General features: G+C 67.8%; 20 protein-coding genes. 11 read left to right on the forward strand and 9 right to left on the reverse strand.

Going from position 1 to position 25,495, the window contains the following annotated elements; all coding sequences use genetic code 11:
- The first annotated feature begins 185 nt into the window (after positions 1-185).
- From LQD00_RS08505 to LQD00_RS08530, 6 genes are all read left to right on the forward strand, one after another.
- The gene (locus LQD00_RS08505) at positions 186-1,493 is read left to right on the forward strand and encodes an aspartate aminotransferase family protein (RefSeq protein WP_232716724.1); all 1,308 of its coding nucleotides are present in this window, start codon (positions 186-188) and stop codon (positions 1,491-1,493) included.
- A gap of 4 nt (positions 1,494-1,497) precedes the next feature.
- Entirely contained in the window at positions 1,498-4,563 is a 3,066-nt protein-coding gene (locus LQD00_RS08510; protein WP_232716725.1) for an FAD-binding and (Fe-S)-binding domain-containing protein, read from the forward strand.
- Positions 4,560-6,065: an NAD-dependent succinate-semialdehyde dehydrogenase gene (locus LQD00_RS08515; RefSeq protein WP_232716726.1), complete on the forward strand. Its 1,506-nt coding sequence runs from the start codon at positions 4,560-4,562 to the stop codon at positions 6,063-6,065. The genes LQD00_RS08510 and LQD00_RS08515 overlap by 4 nt, the downstream gene beginning before the upstream one ends.
- Positions 6,066-6,140: 75 nt before the next feature.
- Positions 6,141-7,334 carry a M24 family metallopeptidase gene (locus LQD00_RS08520; protein ID WP_232716727.1) on the forward strand — a complete coding sequence of 398 codons (1,194 nt, stop codon included), beginning with the start codon at positions 6,141-6,143 and terminating at the stop codon, positions 7,332-7,334.
- 43 nt (positions 7,335-7,377) lie between these two features.
- Complete coding sequence (locus LQD00_RS08525; protein ID WP_232716728.1) at positions 7,378-8,628, forward strand: aminotransferase-like domain-containing protein; 1,251 nt, start codon at positions 7,378-7,380, stop codon at positions 8,626-8,628.
- On the forward strand, positions 8,625-9,836 hold the full coding sequence (locus LQD00_RS08530) for a M20 family metallopeptidase (protein ID WP_232716729.1): 1,212 nt from the start codon (positions 8,625-8,627) through the stop codon (positions 9,834-9,836). Before LQD00_RS08525 ends, LQD00_RS08530 begins: the two co-directional genes overlap by 4 nt.
- Here the strand turns inward: LQD00_RS08530 and LQD00_RS08535 are convergent, their stop codons facing one another.
- From LQD00_RS08535 to LQD00_RS08550, 4 genes are all read right to left on the reverse strand, one after another.
- Positions 9,837-11,231: an MFS transporter gene (locus LQD00_RS08535; RefSeq protein WP_232716730.1), complete on the reverse strand. Its 1,395-nt coding sequence runs from the start codon at positions 11,229-11,231 to the stop codon at positions 9,837-9,839.
- 124 nt (positions 11,232-11,355) lie between these two features.
- Complete coding sequence (locus LQD00_RS08540; RefSeq protein ID WP_232716731.1) at positions 11,356-12,144, reverse strand: GntR family transcriptional regulator; 789 nt, start codon at positions 12,142-12,144, stop codon at positions 11,356-11,358.
- 10 nt (positions 12,145-12,154) lie between these two features.
- Positions 12,155-12,598 (reverse strand): DUF3830 family protein, encoded by a 444-nt coding sequence (locus LQD00_RS08545; RefSeq protein ID WP_232716774.1) that lies wholly within the window; start codon positions 12,596-12,598, stop codon positions 12,155-12,157.
- Between the two features lie 65 nt (positions 12,599-12,663).
- Positions 12,664-14,070 (reverse strand): amidase, encoded by a 1,407-nt coding sequence (locus tag LQD00_RS08550; RefSeq protein WP_232716732.1) that lies wholly within the window; start codon positions 14,068-14,070, stop codon positions 12,664-12,666.
- Positions 14,071-14,129: 59 nt separating this feature from the next.
- Between LQD00_RS08550 and LQD00_RS08555 the strand changes: the two genes are divergently transcribed.
- Positions 14,130-14,855, forward strand: coding sequence for a maleate cis-trans isomerase family protein (locus LQD00_RS08555; protein ID WP_232716733.1), 726 nt, complete (start codon positions 14,130-14,132; stop codon positions 14,853-14,855).
- Positions 14,856-14,858: 3 nt separating this feature from the next.
- Here the strand turns inward: LQD00_RS08555 and LQD00_RS08560 are convergent, their stop codons facing one another.
- From LQD00_RS08560 to LQD00_RS08575, 4 genes are read right to left on the reverse strand one after another with little or no spacing between them, the layout of a single operon-like run.
- Complete coding sequence (locus tag LQD00_RS08560; RefSeq protein WP_232716775.1) at positions 14,859-15,788, reverse strand: aminoglycoside phosphotransferase family protein; 930 nt, start codon at positions 15,786-15,788, stop codon at positions 14,859-14,861.
- Complete coding sequence (locus LQD00_RS08565) at positions 15,785-16,189, reverse strand: PPOX class F420-dependent oxidoreductase (RefSeq protein WP_232716734.1); 405 nt, start codon at positions 16,187-16,189, stop codon at positions 15,785-15,787. Before LQD00_RS08565 ends, LQD00_RS08560 begins: the two co-directional genes overlap by 4 nt.
- Positions 16,186-16,932, reverse strand: a complete 747-nt coding sequence (locus LQD00_RS08570; protein ID WP_232716735.1) for a maleate cis-trans isomerase family protein — start codon at positions 16,930-16,932, stop codon at positions 16,186-16,188. Before LQD00_RS08570 ends, LQD00_RS08565 begins: the two co-directional genes overlap by 4 nt.
- Before the next feature lie 29 nt (positions 16,933-16,961).
- Positions 16,962-17,555, reverse strand: coding sequence for a DNA-3-methyladenine glycosylase I (locus tag LQD00_RS08575; RefSeq protein WP_232716736.1), 594 nt, complete (start codon positions 17,553-17,555; stop codon positions 16,962-16,964).
- A 223-nt stretch (positions 17,556-17,778) separates the two neighbouring features.
- Between LQD00_RS08575 and sigK the strand changes: the two genes are divergently transcribed.
- Positions 17,779-18,339 (forward strand): ECF RNA polymerase sigma factor SigK, encoded by a 561-nt coding sequence (gene sigK, locus LQD00_RS08580; RefSeq protein WP_232716737.1) that lies wholly within the window; start codon positions 17,779-17,781, stop codon positions 18,337-18,339.
- 143 nt (positions 18,340-18,482) lie between these two features.
- On the opposite strand, the gene LQD00_RS08585 is transcribed toward sigK, so the two are convergent.
- On the reverse strand, positions 18,483-19,574 hold the full coding sequence (locus tag LQD00_RS08585) for a GIY-YIG nuclease family protein (RefSeq protein ID WP_232716738.1): 1,092 nt from the start codon (positions 19,572-19,574) through the stop codon (positions 18,483-18,485).
- A gap of 104 nt (positions 19,575-19,678) precedes the next feature.
- On the opposite strand from LQD00_RS08585, the gene fdh reads away from it, so the two are divergent.
- The 3 genes from fdh to nrfD are packed head-to-tail and all read left to right on the forward strand — an operon-like array spanning position 19,679 to position 25,113.
- Positions 19,679-22,972 carry a formate dehydrogenase gene (gene fdh / locus LQD00_RS08590; RefSeq protein WP_232716739.1) on the forward strand — a complete coding sequence of 1,098 codons (3,294 nt, stop codon included), beginning with the start codon at positions 19,679-19,681 and terminating at the stop codon, positions 22,970-22,972.
- Positions 22,973-24,001: a 4Fe-4S dicluster domain-containing protein gene (locus LQD00_RS08595; protein ID WP_232716740.1), complete on the forward strand. Its 1,029-nt coding sequence runs from the start codon at positions 22,973-22,975 to the stop codon at positions 23,999-24,001. It begins immediately after the preceding gene.
- Entirely contained in the window at positions 23,998-25,113 is a 1,116-nt protein-coding gene (gene nrfD / locus LQD00_RS08600) for an NrfD/PsrC family molybdoenzyme membrane anchor subunit (protein WP_232716741.1), read from the forward strand. The genes LQD00_RS08595 and nrfD overlap by 4 nt, the downstream gene beginning before the upstream one ends.
- Positions 25,114-25,495: the final 382 nt, after the last annotated feature.

A 25,495-nucleotide genomic window follows, 5' to 3' on the forward strand; every position in this document is an offset into this window, starting at 1 on the left:
GCGATGCGCCCCATCCGTTCGTTGCCCAACTACCGGTCGACGTCAACCCGACCGGCAGACCTCGACCGACGTCTGCCGGTCGGGTTGAGGTTCGGCGGTCGGGATCGACGCTGTCTCTCCGAGACCTGACTGCCCCCAACTGTCACATTGTTGACAATCGGACGATCTGCCGTCACGGTGTACCCATGACTGCAGGCGTTGACTACCCCACCCGCACCCACCAGACGGCCTCCCTCAGCCCTGCGCTCAAGCAGGCGACCCCCGTCGTCGTCGACCATGCGCTGGGATCGTGGATCCACGGCACCGACGGCCGCGACTACCTCGACTTCACCACCGGCATCGGTGTCACCAGCACCGGCCACTGTCACCCGCATGTCGTCGAGGCCGCGCAGGCCCAGTGCGCGAAGGTGATCCACGCCCAGTACACGACCGTCATGCATCCGCCGCTGCTGGAGCTGACCGAGCGCCTCGGCGGGGTTCTGCCCGCCGGTCTGGACTCCGTGTTCTACGCCAACTCGGGTTCGGAGGCCGTCGAGGCCGCGATCCGGCTCGCCCGGATGGCCACCGCGAAGCCGAACATCATCGTCTTCCAGGGCGGTTTCCACGGCCGCACCGTTGCGGCCGCGAGCCTCACCACTGCGGGCACCCGCTTCTCGGCCGGCTTCTCCCCACTGATGAGTGGCGTGCACATGGCGCCGTTCCCCTACGCCTTCCGCTACGGCTGGGACACCGACACCGCCGTAGACTTCGCGCTGCGCGAGCTCGACTACCTCCTGCAGTCCCGCGTCGCACCCAACGACACCGCCGCATTCCTCATCGAACCGGTCCTCGGCGACGGCGGCTACCTGCCGACGCCGCCCCGCTTCCTCCAGGGACTCCGCGAGCGCGCCGACCGTCACGGCATCCTGCTCATCATCGACGAGGTGCAGGCCGGATTCGGTCGCACCGGCAAGTTCTGGGGCCACCAGCACGCCGAGGGCCTGACCCCGGACATCATCATCACGGCCAAGGGCCTGGCGTCGGGTTTCCCGATCTCGGCAATCGCGGCGTCCACCGAGCTGATGAGCAAGGCATGGCCTGGCTCGCAGGGCGGAACCTACGGTGGCAACGCGGTGGCCGCGGCGGCCGCGATCGCGACCCTCGAGGTCATCGAGGCCGAGGGACTCGTGGAGAACGCCCGCGTGCGCGGCGAGCAGCTGCTCGCCGGCCTGCGGGAGGTGTGCGCGCCGTTCCCGGGCATCGGCGACGTCCGGGGCCTCGGCCTGATGGCCGGCATCGAATTCGTCTCCACCGATGCCGCCGGCAACAGGGTGCCCGACGCTCCTGCCGCTGTCGCGGTGCAGCAGGCCACCACTGCGCAGGGGCTGTTGACGCTCACCTGCGGGCCGTCGGCCAACGTCGTCCGCCTCATCCCCGCGCTGGTCGTGACGGCCGACGAGATCGATCTCGGTGTCGCGCGGTTCGGCGCGGCGCTGCATGCCGCACTAGGTTAGGCCGGTGGACATCGCAGACGAACTCGCCGATCTCGGCGTCGATGCCGACGCCTCACCACGACGTCTGGCCGAATACTCATACGACGCCTCGAATTACCGCATCCCGCCCCGGGCCGTGACGTTTCCGCGGTCCGGGCGCGAGGTCGCCACGATCGTCGCGAGATGCCACGACCGAGGCGTCCCCGTGATCGTGCGCGGCGGCGGTACCTCGATGGCAGGTAACGCCATCGGTGACGGCGTGGTCATCGATCTGTCCCGTCACCTGGATCAGGTGATCTCGGTCGATGCCGAGACCTCCACCGCCGTCGCCGGTTCGGGCATCGTGCTCACCACTCTCGCCGCACAGGCGCGGGCGGCGACGGACGGCCGATTGACCTTCGCTCCCGACCCGTCGTCAGCGTCACGGGCGACCCTGGGCGGGGCGATCGGCAACGACGCCTGCGGTAACCACTCCGTCCGATACGGACGCACCAGCGATCACGTGATCGAACTCCACCTCGTCACCGCCGACGGGATGCTGCTCACCGCGACACGCGACGGGCTGTACGCCACCGATCCCCACGACCGGGAGGCCGTGGCGCGAGCCGCCGAGATCACCGCCGAGCTACGAGGGCTCGCGTCGGACAACATGGCGATCCTGCGCACCGAACTGGAGACCATCCCCCGCCAGGTCTCGGGGTATCACCTCGCACGACTGTTGCCGGAGAACGGATTCGATGTCGCCCGCGCGCTGGTCGGGAGCGAAGGAACCTGCGCGATCGTGGTGTCGGCGAAGGTGCGCCTCGTCCCGGTCGCCACCTCCCAGCTCCTGCTCTGCGTCGGCTACCACTCCCCCGCCGACGCCGCCCGCGACGTACCGGCGATCCTCCCGTTCGCGCCGTCGGCCATCGAGGGCATCGACCGCAAGATCGTCGCCACGATGGCAGCTCGCCGCGGCCGGGACACGGTCGCGGGCCTTCCCGAGGGTTCGGCCTGGCTGTTCATCGACGTCGACTCCGAAAGTGCCGAGGCACAGGGAGAATCCGACGTCCCGGCAACCGCCAAACGACTGCTCGATCATCTGCGCGGCCAGGGTCGGATGATCGACGCCACCGTCGTCGACGACCCGGCTCGTCGTAAAGCACTGTGGCGCGTCCGCGAGGACGGCGCCGGACTGTCCTCGCGTCTGGCCGACCCCGACGACGAGAGCGTCGGTGGCAACTACGAATCCTGGCCCGGCTGGGAGGATGCGGCGGTCGCCCCCGAGCGTCTGGCCGACTACCTCGACGACTTCGCCGAACTCCTCGACCAGCACGGTCTCACCGGTGTGATGTACGGCCACTTCGGCGCCGGCTGCATGCATGTCCGCATCACGTTCGACCTGCGCACCCCCGAGGGACGCACCGTGATGGACAACTTCTGCACTGACGCCGCGAACCTCGTTGTGCGTCACGGTGGTTCGTTGTCAGGTGAGCACGGCGACGGGCGGGCCCGCTCGGCCCTGCTGCCGGTCATGTACTCGCCGGCGATGATGGCCGCCTTCGCCCGCTTCAAGTCGATCTGGGACCCGACGGGGAACCTCAACCCGGGCAGCATCATCGACCCGCCTCCCATCACCGCCGACCTCGCCCTCGCCGACGTCCCCCGGCGGACCTGGCCGACCACTTTCGACCTCGGCCACGGTTCCCGAAATGCGCCCCTGGAATCCGCCCTCAGCAGCGGCGCTGTTGACGATATGTCGGCGACGGCTCTCTCGGGGGCGGATGTCAGGGGCGGTTTCGAGGCCACACCCGAACTCCCACTCCTCGATCCGTTCGTCCACGCCGTCCAGGGCTGCATCGGAGTCGGCCGATGCCGCGCCGACACCGGCGGCGTCATGTGCCCGAGCTACCGGGCGACCCGCGACGAGAAGGATTCGACGCGGGGTCGTGCCCGCGTCCTCCAGGACATGGTGCGCACGGCCCCATCGGTCGACGAGGGATGGCGCTCACCCGAAGTCGCCGACGCCCTCGAATTGTGCTTGTCCTGCAAGGCATGTTCGACGGACTGCCCGACCGGTGTCGACATGGCCACCTACAAGTCGGAGTTCCTCGACCACCACTACCGCCGTCGACTTCGCCCGCTGTCGCACTACTCCCTGGGCTGGATGCCGGCCTGGCTGTCGGCGACCGGAACGGCTGCGCCGCTGATCAATCGCGCGCTGTCGTCGAAGATCAGCGGCCTGGCGGCCCGCGCCGGTGGCCTCGACCCTCGCCGCACGATGCCGGCCTTCGCGACCCGGCGCGCCCGCAAGGCCCATCTCGACGACCTCGCCCCGGTGTCCCCGACCTCGCAGATCATCCTGTTCGTCGACTCGTTCACCCGCGCCTTTCGGCCGCAGGTGGCCGCCGCCGCCGCGGAGGTCCTGGGCGCGACAGGCGAGCAGGTCGGTTGTTCGGCGGAGAACTGCTGTGCCCTCACCTGGATCTCCACCGGGCAGTTGGGCAAGGCCCGCAGGACTCTTCGACGCACCGCCGCGAATCTCGACGACGGTACCGACCGACCCATCGTGGTGCCCGAGCCGAGTTGCGCTGCCGCACTGGCGAAAGATCTGCCCGAACTCGTCCCCACCGATAGCGCCCGGCGTGTGGCCGCCCGGGTACGCAGCTTCGCCGCCCACCTCCCGACCCTGCTCGACGCGGGATGGCAACCGCCGGCCCTCCCGGACGAGGTGACCCTCCAGACCCATTGCCACGAGTACGCGGTCTTCGGCGCACGCACCGGCACCGCCGCTCTCGAAGCGCTCGGCGTCACCGTGCACTCGGCCGACGGGTGCTGCGGTGTGGCGGGTAACTTCGGCTTCGAGAAGGGCCATTACGAGGTCAGCATGGCCGTCGCGGAGAACGGTCTCGCACCGGCGCTGCGCGACGACCCGCATCGACCCGTCGTCACCGACGGATTCAGTTGCGCGATGGCGGTCGAACACCTCGCCACGGTCGACGACGGACTGGCCGACGCACGCGAGATCCGCGGGGTCCACCTCGCCGAACTTCTCACCTCCACGACCCGACCCCCATCAACCCCCGACGAACCGAGGAGAGTCCGATCATGACGGCCATCGCCACCACCCAGGTCCCCGACGCCATCTCGTCCATCCACACGGATCTGTTCATCGACGGAGAATGGGTTCCGGCCGCCGCCGGCGACCGGTTCGACGTGCTCAATCCCGCGACCGGCGAGGTGCTCGCACAGGTGGCCGACGCCGATGCGGCCGACGCCCGACGCGCACTCGAGACCGCGGCCGCGCATCAGGCCGAGTGGGCGGCCACCTCGCCGCGCAGCCGCAGCGAGATCCTCTATCGCGCATACGAGATCATCATGAGCCGGGTCGACGAGATCGCCTCGGTGATGACGGCCGAGATGGGCAAGCCGCTCGCCGAGGCCAAGGGCGAGGTCGCCTACGGCGCCGAGTTCTTCCGGTGGTTCGCCGAGGAGGCCGTGCGCATCGGCGGCGACCACACCACCACCGGAGACGGCGGGACCCGCATCGTGGTGAGCAAGCAGCCCGTCGGCCCCTGCATCCTGATCACGCCGTGGAACTTCCCGCTGGCCATGGGAACCCGCAAGATCGGTCCGGCGGTCGCGGCCGGCTGCACGATGGTTCTCAAGCCTGCCGAGCTCACCCCGCTGACCACCCTTCTCCTCGCCGACATCCTCGTCGAGGCGGGTCTGCCCGCCGGCGTGCTGAATGTCGTCACCACCACCAATCCGTCGACGGTGGTCACCGAGTGGATGGACAGCGGGCTCGCCCGCAAGGTCAGCTTCACCGGCTCGACCGAGGTCGGCAAGACGCTGCTGCGGCAGGCCGCGGGAACGGTCATGCGCACCTCCATGGAGCTCGGCGGCAACGCCCCGTTCATCGTGTGCGCCGACGCCGACATCTCCCGCGCGGTGGACGGACTCATGCTGGCCAAGATGCGCAACACCGGCCAGGCGTGCACCGCGGCAAATCGGATCTTCGTGCACCGCAGCGTGATCGACGAGTTCACCGAGCAGTTCACGGCGAAGATGGCCGCACTGAAGGTCGGCGACGGCGCCGCCGACGGAACGCAGGTCGGACCGCTCGTCGAACCCAAGGCCGTCGCGAAGGTCTCCTCGCTCGTCGACGACGCGGTGTCCAAGGGCGCCTCTGTGGCCTGCGGCGGAGAGGTACCCGAGGGCCCCGGCTTCTTCTACCCGCCGACAGTGTTGACCGGTGTCGGACTCGACGCCGACCTGGTGCGCAACGAGATCTTCGGTCCGGTCGCGGCGATCATCCCGTTCGGCGATGCCGACAACCCTCTCGATCCGGCGGCCGACGACGAGGTGATCTCCCTCGCCAACGACACCGCATGGGGTCTGGTCGCCTACTTCTTCAGCCAGGACGTCGACCGTTGCGCTCGCCTGTCGGCGGAGCTCGAAGCCGGTATGGTCGGGGCCAACACGGGCATCGTGTCGAATCCGGCCGCACCGTTCGGCGGTGTCAAGGAGTCCGGCCTCGGCCGCGAGGGTGGCCGCGTGGGCATCGAGGAGTTCCTCGACATGAAATACACGGCGACGCCGATCCGCCGCTGAAGACCTTCGCCGACAAGTCAATCGCCGAGAAAACCATCCTCGAACCACCGACGTGTGAGCAAGGAGTAGGAGCCCATGTACCTCGGTGCTCAGCTGTTCACCGACAGCGAGTACGAACAGCGCCTGACGAAGGTCCGTGAACTCATGGACCGTCAGGGACTGTCGGCGATCATCGTCACCGACCCGGCCAACATCTTCTATCTGATCGGGTACAACGCGTGGTCGTTCTACACCCCGCAGATGCTGTTCGTCCCGATCGAGGGCGAGATGGTCTTCTACGCCCGGGAGATGGATGCCCGTGGCGCGCACCGCACGACGTGGTTGCCCGACGATCAGATCGTCGGCTACCCGGAGAGTTACGTGCACCGGCCGCACGTGCATCCCTTCGACTGGGTCGCCTGGTCACTCCGTCAGCGGCACGCGATCGCGCCGGCGTCACGCGGCGGCTCGGTCGGCCTGGAGATGGACTCGCACTTCTTCTCCCCCAAGGCCTATCGCGCACTGCACAATGCGATCCCGGAGTGGAAGCTGGTCGACAACTTCGAGTTGGTGAACTGGGTGCGGTCGGTGAAGTCCGAGGCCGAGGTCCAACTGATGCGTCAGGCCGGGATGGTGTGTTCGGAGGCGATGCGCGCGGCGATCGACACGATCGATGTCGGTGTGCGGCAATGCGATGCGGCGGCGGCGATCTCGCAGGCACAGATCACCGGGACGCCGGACTACGGCGGCGACTACCCGGCGATCGTGCCGATGATGCCCACCGGCGCGGCCGCCGACACCCCCCATCTCACCTGGCATCAGGGCACTTTCGTCGAGGACGAGGCGGTGGTCATCGAGCTGACCGGCGCACACAACCGGTACCACTGCCCGCTGGCGCGGACGGTGTCGCTGGGTGTTCCGCACAAGGATCTCGACTATGTCGCGAAGGCGACCGCCGAGGGCCTGAACAACGTCCTCGAGGCGATCAAGCCGGGGGTGGCGACGCGCGAACTCGCCTCCACCTGGAATTGGACCCTGGCCAAGTACGGCCTCGAAAAGCCCTCGCGCCTGGGGTATTCGATCGGCATCGGGTATCCGCCGGACTGGGGTGAGCGCACCATCAGCATCCGCTCCGAGGACGAGAGCATCCTCGAGACCAACATGACCTTCCACATCGTCTGCGGAATGTGGATGGAGAACTACGGTTTCGAGCTCTCCGAATCGGTGCGGGTGAGCCCCACCGGCGTCGAGTGCTTCACGTCGTTCCCGCGCGAACTGATCCAGAAATAGTCACGAGCACAACCCAACCCAGAGAAGGAACGAGGTGACCAGAATGACCGCCACCCACACCGCCACCGAACCCGTGAACGACGTACGGCATTCCGGCCCCACCCTGCCTCTGGCCGGGCGGACGAAGGACCTGGTCGGGTCGATGATCGACTCGTCGACGTCCCTGCTGGCCGCCCAGTCCCACGACATCGTGCGCTTTGCGATGGGTTCGCCTGCCGACGAGGCCGTTCCCGCCGACGAGTTCCGGCAGATCGCCGGCGAGATCCTCGACCACACGTCGTTCACCTACGGCGCCACCGAAGGCGAACCGCGGCTGCTGCAACTGCTCGTCGACTACCTGGCCACCACGCCCGACCCGTCGACCCACGACCGTCTGGTGATCACCACCGGCGGCATGCAGGGCCTCGACCTCGCCTGCAAGCTGTTCGTCGACCCCGGTGACCTGGTCATCGTCGAGTCCCCGACCTACACGAACGGGAGCGCGACCGCGCTGTCCTACGGCGCACAACTGCTCGAGGTGCCCGTCGACGACGACGGCATGCAGGTCGACCAACTCGCCGATCTGGTGGCGCACACCCACAAGACCCCGAAGGCGATCTATACGATCCCCACGTTCCAGAACCCGTCCGGCGTCACGATGTCGGAGGAACGACGCCGCGAGCTGTTGCGCCTGGCCCACACCTGGGGTTCGGTCATCATCGACGACGATCCGTACGGACTGCTCCGCTTCGCGGGCACCGACATCCCGACCTTCCAGACGCTGAGCCCCGGCGATCCGTTGATCTTCTCGGTGCGGACCTTCTCCAAGATCCTGGCTCCCGGGTGGCGCGTCGGCTGGGTCGACGCCGACCCGTCGTTGCGGCAGCTGCTCATCAACGGCAAGCAGGCGATGGACACCTGCACCAACGTGCCCAACCAGCACATCGTGGCCGAGTACATCGCGCGCGGTGGCCTCGAGGACCACCTCGCCGGCATCCGCTCGCTGTACCGCGAGCGCAAGGACGCCATGCTCGACTCCATCGCCCGTCATCTCGGCGACCGCGTCGTCACCACCAACCCGGAGGGCGGCTTCTTCCTGTGGGTGACGCTGCGGGAGGAGTTCGCCGAGATCGACACCCGGGAGCTGTTCGAGATCGCCCTGGCCGACGGCGTCGCCTTCATCCCGGGCCCGGCACTGTCGCCGGGTGGCCGGTTCCGCAACTCGATGCGCCTGTGCTTCGCGTCCAGCACGCCGGACCGGATCGACGAAGGCATTCGACGCCTCACGTCCAGTCTTGAGAAGATGGCACGGTGAGCGGTGAAAACAACTCTGAGCTGAGTCCGGCCGAGCGGTCGATGGTCGATCTGATCGACGAGGCCGCGATCACCGCGCTCACGACTGCGCTGGTGGAGGCCCCGAGCGAGAATCCCGGTGGCACCGAGGGCGCCGCCGTCGAGGTCTTGGAGAAGGCGTGCCGCGCGCTCGGGTTCGACGTCGACACCCACGAGGTGGCCGCGGGGCGTCCGAACCTGATCGCCACCCTCCCCGGCGGCGACGGCCCGGGCCTGATGTTCCTGGGCCACTCCGACGTGGTCCCCGCGGGCCCGAACTGGACCGCCGACCCGTACACCGTGCGGAACCGCGACGGTCGGCTCTACGGGCGCGGCACCACCGACATGAAGGGCGGGATCGCGTCCGTCGTCGCGGCCATGAGCGTGTTGTCACGCGCCCGCGACCACGGGGTCGAACTCTCCGGCCCGGTGCGCCTGGTGTGCACGGTCGACGAGGAGGAGCACGGCATCGGCGTGCGCGACTTCGTCGGCCGTCCCGCCGATCACGACTTCCTCGGCTGCATCGTCGCCGAACCCACCGACATGCAGATCGTCCGCGGCTGCCGCGGTGCGTCGTACATCGAGATCGACGTGACCGGTCGCGCCGCACATTCCGGCCGCCCCGCCGACGGGCGCAGTGCCATCAATGCCGCCGCGGCGATCGTCGAGATCATCCGCGCCGACCACGAACACCTGCACGAGACGCTCGACGACCTGCTCGGCTGCGGCACCTGGAACGTCGGCACCATCCAAGGCGGACAGGGCATCTCGGTCGTCGCGCCGACCTGTTCGCTCGGCATCGACCGTCGTCTGATGCCCTTCGAGGACCCCCACGTCATCGCGGAGGAACTCCGAAAGACCATCCGCGATCGGAAGATCGACACCGACGGCATCACCGTCGACGTCCGCGTCACCATGGAGATGCCCGGTTTCGCGACCGCGGCGGATCACCCGCTCGTCACCGCTGCGGTCGGTGCGGTCACCGACGCCGGCACCGCGACGTCGGTGGGCGGATGGAGCGCTGCGTGCGACGGCGGTTTCGTCAGCCGCGATCTCGGTATCCCGTCGATCGTCCTGGGCCCCGGCAACATCAACACCGACGCACATCAGCCCGACGAGTCGGTCGCCATCGCAGATCTCGTCACTGCGGCAAAGGCGTACACGCTCGCCGGGCTGAGGATGCTGGGCTGACTAGGCCCCCGACTCCGCCAGCTTCTTCTGCAGCTCGCGGAAGTCGTTCTCCCTGCTGGGGATCTCGGTGCCGCGGATCGAGCAGCCCGCGGTCTCCTTCAGGAACAACAGCGCGACCATGCCGATGGCGCAGGCGCCCATCATGTACACGGCCGGGAAGAGGTTCCAGTCGGTGCTCTCCACGACGGCATCGTTGACCAGTGGCGCCGTACCGCCGAAGGCAGCGGTCGCGACGTTGTAGGAGATCGCGAAGCCGGCGTACCGGACCTGGGTCGGGAACATGGCCGGGAAGGTCGCCGAGATGGTGGCGAGCTGCGGGATGTAGAGCGCGCCGAGGATCACGAATGCCACGATCGCCCAGACGAATCCCTGGCCCATCAGCCAGTACAGCGGTAACGCGAGGACGAACAGGCCGACCAGCGAGCCCCACCACATCGGTTTACGCCCGGTCGAATCCGACCACCAGCCGAAGAACGGGATGAGCAGCATCATCACGAGCTGCCCGATCAGGTTGACCACGCTCGCCGACGTCTCGGTCAGGTTGATGGTGTTCTGCAGGTAGGTCGGCTGGTACGCCAGCAGCGTGTAGTTGGCGACGTTGAGCGCGATGACCATGCCGAACATCGTCAGGATCGGTCGCCGGTAATTGACGAGGAGATCCTTGAACCGGGTCCATGCCGAACCCTTGATCTCGTCCTCCTGCTCCAGCTCCTGGAAGACCGGGGTGTCGTCCATCTGCGAACGCAGGTACAGACCGATCAGGCCCATCGGCAACGCGAACAGGAACGGGATGCGCCACCCCCACTGGTCCATCTGCGAATCGGAGAGACCCAGCTGCAGGAGCAGGACGAATGCCGTACCACTGCAGAAACCGGCGAGGGTGCCGAACTCGAGGAAGGACCCGTACTTGCCGCGCTTGTTGTCCGGCGCGTACTCGGCCATGAATGTTGCCGCACCGCCGTATTCACCACCGGTCGAGAAACCCTGGATGACGCGGAGCAAAATCAACAGGATGGGCGCCCACACCCCGATCGACGCGTGGGTGGGCAACATGCCGATGAGCGCGGTGGCACCCGAGATCAGCAGAATCGTCATGGCGAGAACCGATTTGCGACCGATGCGGTCGCCGATGGGCCCCCAGATCATGCCGCCGAGCGGACGGAGCACGAAGGAGATCGCGAAACCCAGCATGGTGCCGATGGTTCCGAAATCACCAGGGAAGAAGGCCTGGGTCAGATAGACCGAGGCCGCGGCGTAGACGCCGTAGTCGTACCACTCGGTGGCGTTTCCGATGGCCGAGGCACCGATGGCCTTGTGGAGTAGTTTCCGTCCCTCGGGTGACTCCGGGTCCGGGGCGAGCTGCTCATAAGTGTCCGCTGGTGTCGTGTCGCTCATCTGCGCTTCCTGAATGTCATCGGGGGCCATAACCCGCCCCGCGCTAGGTCATTCCCCGTTGGTGGACCCCTGTGCACGGACGGCAGGCTGCTCGACCATCCATGGACATCCGGACCGCAAGCGATCAGCTCCCGGACGCGGTGAGATCGCCGGCGTCGTCGCCGTCACCGATCAATCGACGCAGCCCATCGGCCATGTGCTCGATCATCAGCGCATCTGCCTTGGCAGAATCCCCCGCAGCTATGGCGTCCACCAACGCCTGGTGTTCGTCGATCCGTTCCTTTCCCGATGAATATGTTCCTCGCATGGCTCGCAAGCACATTCGTGTCTCCACGAGGATCGTCTCGTGCAGACGCGAAAGGCGCTGGCTTTCCGCGAGTTCCACCAGCGTCTGGTGAAATCCCATGTCCGCCTCGGCCATCCCGGCCCCGTTCGGCTCGTCGACGAACGCGCGCATCGCCTCCGCGGCCTCGTCCAGCGCGGCCACCGCCTCCGACTCGCGGTGCGCGATGACCTGTTGCACGGCAGCACGTTCCACCGCCGTGCGCGCGACGTACATGTCGCGGATGTCGTCTCTCTCCATCGAGACGACGAACAGGCCCCGGTTGCGATGGCTGACCAGCAGCCCCTCCGCGGTGAGACGTTGCATGGCCTCACGTAGCGGGCCGCGGCTGACGCCCAGGTCTGCAGCCAGACCCGACTCCGTCAACTGCGACCCGGGTGGGAAGTCGCCGTTCGCAATGGCATTGTGCAACTTACGCGCGATGATCGCCGGTGTCGACTCCTGCACCAGTGGCGTGAGCACGCGGCGGCGCGCCGAATCTCCACGTTTCCCCTGGTGAGAAGTGGTACGTCGACCTCCCGGGCCGTTCACGCCCGGGTCGTCCCCATCCACTTTGATCGCCACCGTCATTCCTTCTTTCTTACCGCTCCAAACGCGCATAGGTGAGCGTTTCACCCCGCGCGCCGCCCATCCAGACGTCGTTGCAAGCCGCTGCAAAGCCTTCCAGGCCCTCCGTGATGGTGGCGAACACGTTCCCCGGCACCCAGCCGACATCGCCGTTGACCAGCAGGTTGTTTCTCCCGTAGAAGACTGCGAGGTCGATCAGCAGCCGATGTTCGGCCGGCGCGGATGTGGGATCGTACCCATATGCGGGGTTGTCCAAAACACCGTCGAAGGTGAAATAGCACAGGTCTCCGGGAATCGGCGTGATGGTAGTGTTCTCGGCGCCCGGCTCCACCGGGGCGAATGCCGGTAGCAGCGTATAGATCTCGTTGCGCGCGAACTTGCCGTGGAACACCTGGCCACCGAGCGGCAGCGCGTCCCAGACCGCGGCGGCCGTCCGGGGCGCCTCGGCGTCGAGCATCCGGGCGACCGCTGTGACGCCCCGCTTCTCGAGTGTCACGGTGATGAATCGTTCGGTTGGCCCGGTCACGGACGATCTCCCAACATCGTGAAGCCGGCGGCCGCCTCGTAGGCCGCCGCGACGCGTAGCGCGGTCGTATCCTGGTGTCGCGCTGCGACGAACTGCGCACCGGTCGGCAGACCGTCGACGAATCCACTGGGTACCGTGATCGCCGGCTGCCCCGTGAGGTTGAACGGATAGCTGTAGGGCGTCCACGACGTCCAGTCCGGCGACGCCGCCCCTTCGGGGACGGTGCGTCCCGCCTCGAAGGCGACCGTGGGCATCGAGGGCGTGACGAGCAGGTCGAACTCCTCGTGAAAAAGGCCCATCGTGGTGCCCATCTCCATGCGCAGCGCGTTCGCACTCACGAAGTCGCCTGCGGTGAAGTCCCGATGTCGTTCGAGCGCCTCGAGGAGCAGCGGATCGACCTTCTCCTCCGCGCCCGGTCCGAGCCCTCGCACCACCACGTCGGCCCCGGCGAACCAGATGATGTGGTACGCCCACGCCGGGTCGTCCCAGCCGAGGTCGGCCTTCTCCACCGTCGCCCCGAGCTGTTCGAGCACCGACACGACTCGATCCGTATTGGCCTGCACTCCAGGATCATTCGACCCGAAGCCAAGGTCAGAGCTGTACCCGATCCGCAGATCGGAGAGGTCGCGGACATCGGCGATGGCGGCGGCGGTGCTCTCGGTCGGGGTCGGCAGCGCCGACCAGTCCCGTGGATCGTGCCCGCTGAGGACGTCGAGCAGCAGCGCGCAGTCGCCCACGGTCCTGGTCATCGGCCCGACGTGCGCGACCGGGGCAAACGGACTCGGCGGGTACATCGGGACCCGGCCCAGCGTCGCCTTGAATCCGACCACGCCGCAGTACGCGGCCGGTATGCGGATCGATCCGCCTCCGTCGGTTCCCACCGACAGCGGGCCGAGTCCGGCCGCCAGGGCCGCGGCAGAACCGCCGCTCGATCCGCCGGATGTCCGCAGCGTGTTCCAGGGGTTCCGGGTGACTCCGGTGCGCGGACTGTCGGTGACGCCCTTCCACCCGAACTCCGGCGTGGTGACCTTGCCCAGCATGACCGCGCCGGCCTCGCGGAGTCGCGCGACCGCGGGGGCGTCGGTGTCCCAGACCATCTGATCGGGCTCGATCATCAACGAACCGCGCAGCGTCGGCCAACCACGGGTGAGCAGCAGGTCCTTGATACTGACCGGCACGCCGTCGAGGGGGCCGAGCGGCGTGCCGACTCGGAAACGCTCGGTGGAGTCCCGCGCGGCGGCGAGTGTCGCGTCCCGGTCGACAAGGCAGAATGCGTTGACGGCCTGATCGACCTGGTCGACGGCGTCGAGCAATTCGACGGCCACCGCCTCTGGCGTCAGCTCGCCGGTCCGGTAACCGTCGGCCAGTTCGATCGCGCTGAGCCAGCGTGCCGTTCCCGACATACGCCCCCTCGTCTGTCGAAGTTGGTAGATTGTTGACAATCTACCTTGGAGGTGTGCGAGTGACAACCACCGTCGCGATGCTCTATCCCGGCCATGCTGCCGAAGACGACTACGAACTCATCGAGTCCGCACTCGTGGCATCCGGTGCCGCGGTCCGACTGCCGGTGACCATCACCGAGATCGATTCCGACGACCACACCGTCGACGCCATGGCCGCGGTCGGAGAGCAGGAGCGTCTCGCCGAGGGCCTGCGACGCGCTCAAGCCGACGAGCCGGCATCGGTGATGTGGGCCTGCACCTCAGGCAGTTTCGTCTACGGCCTCGACGGCGCCCGCCGCCAGGTCGCCGACATCGCCGCACTCGCCGACCGTCCCGCGTCCTCGACCTCGCTGGCCTTCGTCGAGGCCTGTCACCATCTCGGACTGTCCCGGGTCGCGATCGCCGCGACCTACCCCGATCCCCTGGCCTCGCGGTTCATCGGCTTCCTCGGCGACGGCGGCATCGAGGTGGTCTCGCTGCGCGCCAACGACATCGAGACCGCCTCCGAGGCCGGAATCCTCGACGGTGACGGCCTTTTCGACATGATCGCGGCCGCCGACCATCCCGACGCGGAGGCGATCCTGATCCCCGACACCGCCCTGCACACCGCGATGTGGATCACCGGGCTCGAGGAGAAGTTCGGCAAGCCGGTGCTGACCGCCAACCAGGTCACCGCGTGGCAGGGACTGCGTCTCGCCGGGATCTCCGCGGTCATACCGGAATTGGGAACTCTGTTCGCCCGCTGACGGTCAGTCGATGACCGCCTTGGCCACCGTGATGCAGGTGGTGATCCACTCGCGATCGTCGGCGGTGAGATTCCGCGACGCCTTCTCCGCATCCTCGATCGCCCAGTGCGCGTTGAGGATCATGCGGACGGTGACCCAGTCCCGCGCCCGGTCCGGGTCGAGGCCCGCGGCGTCGATGATCGAGTAGAAGCGTGATCGGATCACCCACCGCGGGTCACCGTGGCGGCGATCGAGCAGGTTCCACAACATCGGCGCTGGTTCGTAGTGCGGGTCCCCCGACATGGGTTTCGGATCGATCACCAGCCATCGCTGCTCGCCGGACGGCGCCGCCAGCACGTTCTCGTGGTGGAGGTCGCCGTGCACGACGACGCCGACGGTCGCCGCGTCGGAGAGGAAGTCCCGGCCGAGCGAGAGAGCCTGATCCACAAATCTTCTCGGAACCGGCGCATCCCGCGGCATGGTCTCGAGTCCTGCGAGCCACCGCTCGAGGTGTCCGGTGAGGAGCGTCATCCGTCCGGGAGCAGGTATGTGCAGGACGCCATACAGGCCCGCGACGATCCGGCACGCCTCGTCGTCGTCGACAGAGGTGAGGTCGGTCCGGTCCAGCCGTTCCAGGAGCAGGGCACGTCGCCGCGGGTCGGCGCGCAGCATCCGCACCGCACCACGACCGGCCCAGTGCTGCAGGCCGAGTGCTTCCTGGGCGCCCTCGTCGTCGCCGTCGAAGGCGACCTTCAGGACCGCACGCCGGCCGTCGCGTCCGACCACCGGGATCACCAGTGACTCGAACCCGTGCCACAGTTCTTCCCCGTCGCGGCGGAGTTCCCAGTCGGCAAGAAGGCCTTCCGCGGTGGCCGGTAGCCGACGGAGCCAGTCCGCCCAGGCCGGGCCCAGGTCCGACCGGCGTGCCAGACCCGGCGGGATCCGAAGGACTATTGGTCCCCCGCGGTGATCGCGAGACCGATGGTTCCGCCTGCACCCCGCCGCAACTTGCTGCTGAAGATCAGGACCCGGGCCAGGAGACCGTACTTCTCGATGAGCTTCTCACGGACGTGCGCGGTGCCCTCGGCGTCGAGCACCACCCCGGTGCCGGACACCGGCTCGCCGGACAGTTTGCTGCCGCGCGCATCCGTCGCCTGGACGACCACCTTCGGATTCCGCTTGAGGCGCTTCACCTTCCACGACTCGCTCTCGGTCCACACGAGCAGTCGGTCGCCGTCGAGTACCGCCCACACCGGCGATGACACCGGGGTGCCGTCCTTGCGGTAGGTGGTGAGCTGCACGTACTTCGCAGTTCCTGCCTCGCCGAACGTGTTCGTCGAATCCTGTGAGGTCATGCCGCAATGCTACGGGCGAACAGCGATTGCGCGTGAGCTGTCGACCAGTCCGCGGGCGTGATCTCGCCGCCGAGCACACCGGCATCGCAGAGCGTCGCCCACGCGGTCACCTGGTTGGCGGAGAGGACGGGCTTGCCGAGCTCGGCCTCGAGATCGGCGAGGATGTCGTAGGTCCATAGGTTGGTGCAGGACACGAAGACGGCATCGGCGTCGGGATGGTTCGCGGCGCGGATGAGGTCTGCCGTCACGTGATACGGGATCTTCCAGATCTCGTGGTCACGCCCGAGGCCGGCCTGGGCAACGACGCTCCGGCCGGATTCGGCGAGAAAGTCGCAGAGCAAACCGGTGAGCGCCGCTGTGTACGGCGTCGCGACGGCCAGCGTGCCGATGTTCATCGTGTCGAGCGCCCGGATCAGCGCCTCCGATGTCGTGACGGCCCGCTCCGCGCCGGCGGCGAGCATGCAGTTGGAGATCTCGATCGCGCCCGCCATCCCGTAGACGAAACTGCCCGACGCGCATGCGTAGCCGAACGCCCGTGGCCCGATCGACGAGACCGCCCTCACGGCCGCTGCGATCTCGGTGTGATTGTTGAGATCCCGGCACAGCTCGACGTCGACGGGGGCGTCGATGTAGCCGGTCCGTGTGAAATACAACGAGACCGAGTCCGGCATCCAGCGCCACAGCTCCCGGTCGAGAGCCATGTCGAACGGGCACACCATCCCGATGCCGATTTGGGCGTTCATGCAGGGATGATGGCACATTGTTTGATTGTCTACAATCGCTGGCGGAGCGCGGCGCTCACCTCGTCCCGAATGACGCATTCATAGGCGTGATCGTTGACGATCCCGGTCGCCTGCATCAGCGCGAACATTGTGGTCGGCCCCACAAACCGCCATCCGCGCTTTTTGAGGTCCTTCGACATCGCGATCGACTCCGGCGAGGTCGTCATCGAGTTCGGCACGTGCTCACCAGCCGGGGCATATCCCCAGAAGTACGACTCGAGCGATCCGCACTCGTCGATGAGGTCGACGGCCCGCTGCGCATTGTTGATCGCCGCCTCGATCTTGCCGCGATGCCGGATGATGCCCGCGTCGCCGAGCAGACGTTCGACATCGGCGTCGGTGTACCGCGCGACCTTCGCCACGTCGAAGCCGGCGAAGGCGGCCCGGAAGTTCTCCCGTTTGAGCAGGATCGTTCGCCAGCTGAGGCCCGACTGGAAGCCTTCGAGGCACACGCGCTCGAACAACGACGTATCGTCGGTGGTCGGGAATCCCCATTCGGTGTCGTGGTAGGTGGTCTCCGGCTCGCGGCCCGCCCAGAAGCACCGCAGCCGACCGTCCGGTCCCTCTATCGTGTCCTCGGACATACGTCTCCTCTCGTGGCGAGGAGGCTACGGCACGGTCACGACAGATGGCCGCCGTTATCGTTCCGTTACCAAACATTTCGAAAGCATCCCGTTGTGTCTCTCGATGGTCACTTTCAGCCGGCATCCGCATAGCGTTGGACACATCGCACCGAGAGCACTCCGGCACCGACGCCGAACCCCGCCCCGGAAGCGTGACAACCCCACTGCGCCAAGGAGTTTCGTGATGCATGAATCCGACCTGAACAGCCTCCTTGCCCGCGTGGCGACCGGGGACATGGACGCCTTCGCCCAGTTCTACGACGCCACCTGTGACCGGGTGTACGGCATGACACTGCGAGTGTTGCGCGACCCCGGTTACAGCGAGGAAGCCACGCAGGAGACCTTCCTAGCCGTCTGGCGCAACGCCGAGACCTACGACCCCCGCTCCGGTTCGGCACTGTCCTGGATTCTGACCCTGGCTCACCGTCGGGCCGTCGACCGCGTCCGGTCGGAGTCCGCCGCGACCCGACGCACCGTCGCCTACGGCATCGCCGACACCGCCCGTGAGGTCGACGACGTCAGCGAGTCGGTCGAACGTCGCGAGATCGCCCGCCTGATCCACACCGGACTCGAGAGCCTCACCCCCATCCAGCGACAGGCCATCGAGCTGGCCTACTTCCACGGGCTCACCTACCGCGAGGTCGCCGAGCACCTCGGCGTCGCGCTGCCCACGGTCAAGTCACGCATCCGCGACGGCCTCATCCGGCTGCGCCAGACCGTGCCGGGCCTGGCCGCGACCGGCTAGTCCCGCTCCCGCGCTGAAAAGCACCCCTGAGAAACGCCCCTGAAGAACGCCCTCCACGGGACCGCCGTCGACATGATGTCGACGGCGGTCCGCTGGAGGGTTTCTTTCAGGGGCGTTTTTCGTCGGGGCCGAGTACGCGGCGGTCACACCTGCCCGTACGGGTGCCACCCGTTGTGGTTCCACTTCCCACCGCGGCGTTCGCGCACCTCGCGCAGGCTCGTGCCGACGTACCGCTTCTCCAGCTCGGCGTCCGGCGCCCCGGTGTAGACCCACCGTTTCGGGTCGAGGTTCCCGTCGGCGTCCTGGTACGCCTCCCAGTAGTCGACGCGGTGCACGGCACGGACGATGTCGTCGGCGAACACCAGGACCGGAAGGTCGGGCACTGTGCGATGCGGCCCGGCCCGCCATCCGCTGCGCGCCCACTCGTAGATCTGTTCGGCGCCCGCGTCGGGTCGCGCGGAGTCGTCGACCTTCACCAGCACGCACGGCTCGGGCAGCGGCGGTGCGAGCGGCGCCGCGTGCTGCAACACCATCTCGTCGAGCTGGATCGCGCCACTCGGCACGCCGTTCGTCAGCGGGACCCGCGCCAGGTCGGCGAACTCCACGGTGAACCGCTGCACGTACGACGCCAGCGCCTCGGCGGAGTCGACGACCTCGTCGCCGTGCCGGAGAATCCAGTGCTCCACGCCGAACCCGTCGGCGTCGATGTCGCGGATGCGTTCGTCGGTCGCGGTCCAGATCGTCGACGAGTCGGCCTCCCCCACCACTTCCCCGGCATCCGGCGGGACACCGGCCAGCGCCGCGCGGGCGTGGTGGTGGACGCGGTTGCCGCGTCCTGCTCCCACGTAGAACACGGAGGCATCACGCGGATCGACCAGTGCGTAGATGTAGACGCCGAGCACCGACTGGACTTCGAGAGGAACGGGTTTCGGGGCGCCCGGCGCCGCGACCCCGACCGGCCGCAAGAGATTGAGGACCGCATCGACCACCGTGGGCCGCACACCGAGTCCGCCTCCGCGCAGACCACCGATGATGACCTCGCCGGCGCGCTCACGGTCGACGAAGCGACGACCCGCGTTGGCGTCGATCGCATTCACGACGTCGACGACCTCGGCCTTCCGCGACCGCGCATCCCGTGACGCGGACCGCTCGTCCTCGGGGTCGAGCATCTCGGCGAAGGCCGTCGACTCGAGGAATTCGCCGAGCGCGGTGAGCGGCAGCTCGACGGCATCCATCCTGCTCATCGCACGCCGCCGACGACGAGGCCAGGAGGTGGCGTTCGGTTCATGGTGGCGATGATGCCAGCACACACGTCGCGAGAGTGATTAGACTCGGACTCGTGCCAGCCTTCAGTCCCCTCGAATGGCCGGTGTTCCGCCAGCTTCGGTCGGGCGACGTCTTCGGACGCGGACCGGCCGTCACGTCGGCGAAGACCCGCGCCATCGAGCCGCGAACGGCCACCGCCGACCGAGTGGTGCAGAGCGTGTGCCCGTTCTGCGCCGTCGGATGCGGACAGAAGGTCTACGTGAAGGACGAGCGTGTCGTCCAGATCGAAGGCGATCCCGACTCCCCCATATCCCGGGGCCGGCTGTGCCCCAAGGGAGCTTCGAGCGAGCAGCTCGTCAACAACCCGCTGCGTCAGACCACGATTCGCTACCGGGCGCCCTATGCGAGCGAGTGGCAGGACCTCGACCGCGACACCGCGATCGACATGATCGCCGACCGCTTCCTCGAGGCGAGGCGTCGTGGCTGGCAGGAGCACGACGACGAGGGCCGGCTCCTCCGTCGCACGATGGGCATCGCCTCGCTCGGCGGCGCAACTCTCGACAACGAAGAGAACTATCTGATCAAGAAGCTCTTCACCGCGGCGGGCGCGATCCAGATCGAGAATCAGGCCCGCATATGACACTCCGCCACGGTTCCCGGTCTGGGGGCCTCGTTCGGACGCGGCGGCGCAACGCAATCACTGCAGGACATGGCCAACGCCGATTGCATCATCCTCATGGGTGGCAACATGGCCGAAGCACACCCGGTGGGTTTCCAGTGGGTCGCTGAGGCCAAGGCACGCGGTGCGCGCATCATCCATGTCGATCCGCGGTTCACGCGGACCTCGGCGGTGGCCGACAAGCACATCTCGATCCGTGCCGGCTCCGATGTCGTCCTGCTCGGCGCGCTGATCAACTACGCCATCGCCCACGACAAGTACTTCCGCGAGTACGTGGTCGCCTACACCAACGCGGCCACGCTGGTATCCGACGACTTCCGCGACACCGAGGACCTCGAGGGCCTCTTCTCCGGATTCGATCCCGAGACCGGCGAATACGACGCCACCTCGTGGGCCTACGAGGAACCGCGACCGAAGTCCGACGACGGCACGGTGGACTCGCCCGGCGGGCCGGACACGAGTGCGTCCGCCACGGACCGAGCTGTCGGCCACGAACACGGTTCCGGTGGACCGCCCCTCGAGCACGGCGCCACGCTGCGCGACGAGTCCCTGGAACATCCGCGGAGCGTCTTCCAGATCGTGCGCAGGCACTACTCGCGCTACACACCCGAGATGGTGCGCGACATGTGCGGCATCTCCCTCGAGGACTTCGATTACCTCGCCCAGTCGGTCACCGACAACTCCGGGCGCGACCGCACGACCTGTTTCGGCTACGCCACCGGCTGGACCCAGCACACCTTCGGCTCCCAGTTCATCCGCGCCGCGTCGGTGTTGCAGCTCCTGCTCGGCAACGTCGGACGTCCGGGCGGCGGCATCATGGCGCTGCGCGGCCATGCGAGCATCCAGGGGTCGACGGACATCCCCACGCTGTTCAACCTCCTGCCCGGTTATCTGCCGATGCCATCGGCGGGTAAACACGACACCTTCGCCGACTACATCGAGGCGATCACGTCGAAGAACGAGAAGGGCTACTGGGCCAACGCCGAAGACTACATGGTGAGCCTCCTCAAGGCGTGGTTCGGCGACGCCGCGACCAGCGAGAACGACTGGTGCTACGACCACCTCCCGCGCCTGACGGGTCCCGCCGGCACCTTCCAGACGACGGTCGACATGCTCGCCGACAAGGTCGACGGTTACTTCATCCTCGGGCAGAACCCCGCCGTCGGCTCGGCCAACGGGCGCCAGGCGCGGATGGCGATGTCACACCTCAAATGGCTCGTGGTGCGCGATCTCAACATGATCGAGTCGGCGACCTGGTGGAAGGAGGGCCCGGAGATCGGCTCGGGCGAGTTGCGCACCGAGGACATCGCGACCGAGGTCTTCTTTCTGCCCGCGGCCACCCATGTGGAGAAGGCCGGCTCGTTCACCCAGACCCAGCGGATGGTGCAGTGGCGCCATCAGGCCGTCCAACCGCCCGGCCAGTGCCAGAGTGAGATGGACTTCTTCTTCGAACTCGGGCGTCGCATCCGCGAGCGTCTCGCCGGCTCCACCGACGAACGCGACCGCCCGCTGCTCGACCTCACCTGGGACTATCCCGTGGACGAACACGGAAACCCCGAACCCGAGGCCGTACTGTCGGAGATCAACGGCTACCACGTCGCCGGACCCGACGCCGGCAAGAACCTGACGTCGTACACCGAGATGGCACGGGACGGTTCGACCGCCGGCGGTTGCTGGATCTACACCGGCGTCTACGCGGACGCCCACAACATGGCGGCTCGACGCGTTCCCCAGGGCGGCGGCGGCGTCACTCAGCACGAGTGGGGTTGGGTGTGGCCGGCGGACCGTCGGATCCTCTACAACCGCGCCTCCGCCGATCCCGACGGCAAACCGTGGAGTGAGCGCAAGCGGTACATGGAGTGGGACGCCGACGCCGGCCGCTGGGTGGGGCCCGACGTGCCGGACTTCCCGGCCGACCTCGCCCCCGACGCCCGACCGGATCCGTCGCTCGGCGGCGTCGACGCGCTGTGCGGCGACGACCCGTTCGTGATGCAGGCCGACGGTAAGGGGTGGCTCTTCGCTCCGCGCGGTCTCGTCGACGGTCCGCTCCCGACTCATTACGAACCCCAGGAATCGCCGGTGGTCAACTCGCTGTACCCACAGCAGCAGTCGCCGGCGCGGGTGCTCTTCCCGCGCGAGGACAATCTCGACGCCCCCAGCGGCGAGATGCCCGGCGCCGATGTGTACCCGTTCGTCTTCACCACCTACCGGCTCACCGAGCACCACACCGCGGGCGGGATGAGCCGCTGGTCGCCGTATCTGTCGGAACTCCAGCCCGAGATGTTCTGCGAGATCTCCCCGGAACTGGCCGCCGAGCGCGGACTGAGCAACGAGGGGTGGGCGACGATCATCTCGCCGCGCGGTGCCATCGAGGCGCGTGTCCTGGTGACCGACCGGATGACGCCGTTGACCATCAACGGCCGTCAGGTGCACCAGGTGGGCCTCCCGTACCACTGGGGCGTCGGCTCCGACGCCGTGGTCAGCGGTGATGCCGCCAACGACCTGATCGGGGTCACACTGGATCCCAACGTGCAGATCCAGGAGTCGAAGGTCGGTTCGTGCGACGTGGTCGCCGGCCGTCGACCCCAGGGCGCGGCCCTGATCGAACTGGTACGTGCGTACCAGGAGCGTGCCGGAGTGACGACCGAGACCGACAACCAGCACATCACCGGAAAGGCGGAGGAGTAGATGGGGCAGCTGTCCGGACCGACCGATCCGACCTCCGACGTCGGGTGGCACACGCACGAGAACCGGAAGGGATTCTTCACCGACACCTCGATCTGCATCGGCTGCAAGGCCTGTGAGGTCGCCTGCAAGGAATGGAATTCCAACCCTCGCGACGGCGACCTCGAACTGACCGGCATGTCGTATGACAACACCGTCGCGCTCGGTGCCAGCACATGGCGACACGTCGCTTTCATCGAACAGAGCGCCGACCGCATCGCCGAGGCCCGCGAGTCGGGCCGTGCACTGGTCGGACTGGGCATGCCCTCCATGCCCGGCGATGAGGGGTTCGATGGTACCGACCGGCGAGACCCGTCGGCCGGTACCACCGGAGACGAGGATCTCACGCCCCCGGACACCCCGGAGTTCCGCTGGCTCATGTCCTCCGACGTCTGTAAGCACTGCACGCACGCCGGGTGTCTCGACGTGTGTCCCACCGGGGCATTGTTCCGCACCGAGTTCGGGACCGTGGTCATCCAGGACGACGTCTGCAACGGATGCGGAACATGCGTCGCCGGTTGCCCGTTCGGCGTCGTCGAACGGCGCGCCGACGGCACCGCGGCGCCGACGACCCGATCCGGGGAACGCAAGGGCGAACAACCCGAGGTGCCCAAACGCGGTGTCGCACAGAAGTGCACGCTCTGCTACGACCGACTCCTCGACGACGAGACGCCCGCCTGCGCGAAGACCTGTCCCACCACGTCGATCAAGTACGGCGACCACGACGACCTCGTCGCCGACGCCCAGACCCGCGTCGCGCAACTCCACGAGCAAGGTATGACCGAGGCGCGTCTCTACGGCGCCAATCCCAATGACGGTGTCGGCGGTACCGGTTCGGTGTTCCTGCTGCTCGACGAACCCGAGGTCTACGGTCTGCCACCGGATCCGCGCGTGTGCACCGCCGATCTGCCGTCGATGTACAAGCGGGCCGGCGTCGCGGCGGTGGGCATGCTGGCCGCGGCCGCCGTGTCGTTCCTGCGAGGTGGCCGGTGACGTCGTCGGAGTTCGACTCCTTCCGGCCCCCGGAGCCGCCACGGCGTCGCGGGCGCGGACTCGGCCGCGGCGGTAAGCGCAAGCCGCGCAGAGGTTTCGGTCAGGGCGAGGGCAACCGCGAGATGTCGATGGTGCCCGACGCCGAATTCACCTCGTACTACGGCCATCCCGTCGTCAAGCCGCCGCCGTGGGACGAGAAGGTGGCCGCCTACCTGTTTCTCGGTGGTGTCGCCGGCGGATCGGGTGTGCTGGCGGCGGGCGCACAGCTCACCGGCCGGGACGAGTTGCGCCGTAACGCGCGGCTCGGCGGACTCGGCGCGGTGGGGCTCGGCGCGATCGCACTCGTCGCCGATCTCGGACGCCCCGACCGGTTCTACAACATGTTGCGCACGTTCAAGGTGACCTCGCCGATGAGCGTCGGTTCGTGGATCCTCTCGGCGTTCAGCGGCGCCCTCGGCGTGGCGGCGGTCGGCGAGATCGACCGGATGACCGGTTCCCGGTTGCCCCTCGGCGTGCTCCGCCCGGTGCTGCGTGCGGTCGAGGCGCCGGCCGGGCTGGCCGCCGCGGTCGCCGGCCCGCCGCTGGCCGTGTACACCGCGGTGCTGCTGTCGGACACCGCTGTTCCCACCTGGAACGCCATGCACCGCGACCTGCCGTTCGTCTTCGTGAGTTCTGCCAGCCTGGCGTCGAGCGGTCTGGCGCTGGTCGCCACCCGGACGTCACAGGCCGGACCCGCCCGGACCCTGGCCGCGCTCGGTGTCGTCGGCGACCTCACCGCGATGCGGGTCATGGAGAGCCGCATGGACCCGGTGACGGCCGAACCGTTGCACGACGGCAAGGCCGGAAAGCTCCTGCGGTGGAGCGAACGGCTCGCAGTCGCCGGCGGCGTCGGCGCCCTGCTCAGCGGACGCTCCCGGCCGGTGGCCGTCGCGTCGGGTATCGCGCTGCTCGCCGCGTCGGCCTGTACGCGCTTCGGCGTCTTCGACGCCGGGATCGAATCAGCGAAGAACCCGCGCTACACGATCGAGCCGCAGAAGCGACGCCTCGCCGCCCGACGCGCAGCCGGGATCACCGACGACTCGATCACCACCGGACCCGCCACCGAGTTCTGATCCCCGTCCCAACTGCTGCTCCCTGATCCGAAGAGCGCGACGCACCCGGTCCGACGCCTGATCCGAAAAAGCGCGACGCACCCGGTCCGATGCGTGATCCGAAAGAGCGCGACGCACCCGGTCCGATGCGTGATCCGAAAGAGCGCGACGCACCCGGTCCGATGCCTGATCCGAAAAAGCGCGACGCACCCAGGTCCGATGCCTGAGGTGCGAGGAGCGCAAGCGACGAGCCACGAAGGCCTGGTGAGACACCGTCGCCACCCAACCACCGGTCGAGTCGAGGTTCGGCAGTCGGAACAAGGCGCTCCTCATGGAGCGGACCCTTTCGACCCCGCACGACGGCCGGTTCACCGGCCGCGGGCACTTCAGGTGCGAGGAGCGA

The sequence above is a fragment of the Gordonia metallireducens genome (genome assembly GCF_021245825.1).
Classification (GTDB): Bacteria; Actinomycetota; Actinomycetes; order Mycobacteriales; family Mycobacteriaceae; genus Gordonia; species Gordonia namibiensis.

What these genes read in the sequence shown, in the direction of transcription:
- LQD00_RS08505 (WP_232716724.1), top strand. Translation starts at nt 186, where the DNA reads ATGACTGCAGGCGTTGACTACCCCACCCGCACCCACCAGACGGCCTCC.
- LQD00_RS08515 (WP_232716726.1), top strand. Translation starts at nt 4,560, where the DNA reads ATGACGGCCATCGCCACCACCCAGGTCCCCGACGCCATCTCGTCCATC.
- LQD00_RS08520 (WP_232716727.1), top strand. Translation starts at nt 6,141, where the DNA reads ATGTACCTCGGTGCTCAGCTGTTCACCGACAGCGAGTACGAACAGCGC.
- LQD00_RS08525 (WP_232716728.1), top strand. Translation starts at nt 7,378, where the DNA reads ATGACCGCCACCCACACCGCCACCGAACCCGTGAACGACGTACGGCAT.
- LQD00_RS08535 (WP_232716730.1), bottom strand. Translation starts at nt 11,231, where the DNA reads ATGAGCGACACGACACCAGCGGACACTTATGAGCAGCTCGCCCCGGAC.
- LQD00_RS08540 (WP_232716731.1), bottom strand. Translation starts at nt 12,144, where the DNA reads ATGACGGTGGCGATCAAAGTGGATGGGGACGACCCGGGCGTGAACGGC.
- LQD00_RS08545 (WP_232716774.1), bottom strand. Translation starts at nt 12,598, where the DNA reads ATGCTCGACGCCGAGGCGCCCCGGACGGCCGCCGCGGTCTGGGACGCG.
- LQD00_RS08550 (WP_232716732.1), bottom strand. Translation starts at nt 14,070, where the DNA reads ATGTCGGGAACGGCACGCTGGCTCAGCGCGATCGAACTGGCCGACGGT.
- LQD00_RS08565 (WP_232716734.1), bottom strand. Translation starts at nt 16,189, where the DNA reads ATGACCTCACAGGATTCGACGAACACGTTCGGCGAGGCAGGAACTGCG.
- LQD00_RS08570 (WP_232716735.1), bottom strand. Translation starts at nt 16,932, where the DNA reads ATGAACGCCCAAATCGGCATCGGGATGGTGTGCCCGTTCGACATGGCT.
- LQD00_RS08575 (WP_232716736.1), bottom strand. Translation starts at nt 17,555, where the DNA reads ATGTCCGAGGACACGATAGAGGGACCGGACGGTCGGCTGCGGTGCTTC.
- sigK (WP_232716737.1), top strand. Translation starts at nt 17,779, where the DNA reads ATGCATGAATCCGACCTGAACAGCCTCCTTGCCCGCGTGGCGACCGGG.
- LQD00_RS08585 (WP_232716738.1), bottom strand. Translation starts at nt 19,574, where the DNA reads ATGGATGCCGTCGAGCTGCCGCTCACCGCGCTCGGCGAATTCCTCGAG.
- LQD00_RS08595 (WP_232716740.1), top strand. Translation starts at nt 22,973, where the DNA reads ATGGGGCAGCTGTCCGGACCGACCGATCCGACCTCCGACGTCGGGTGG.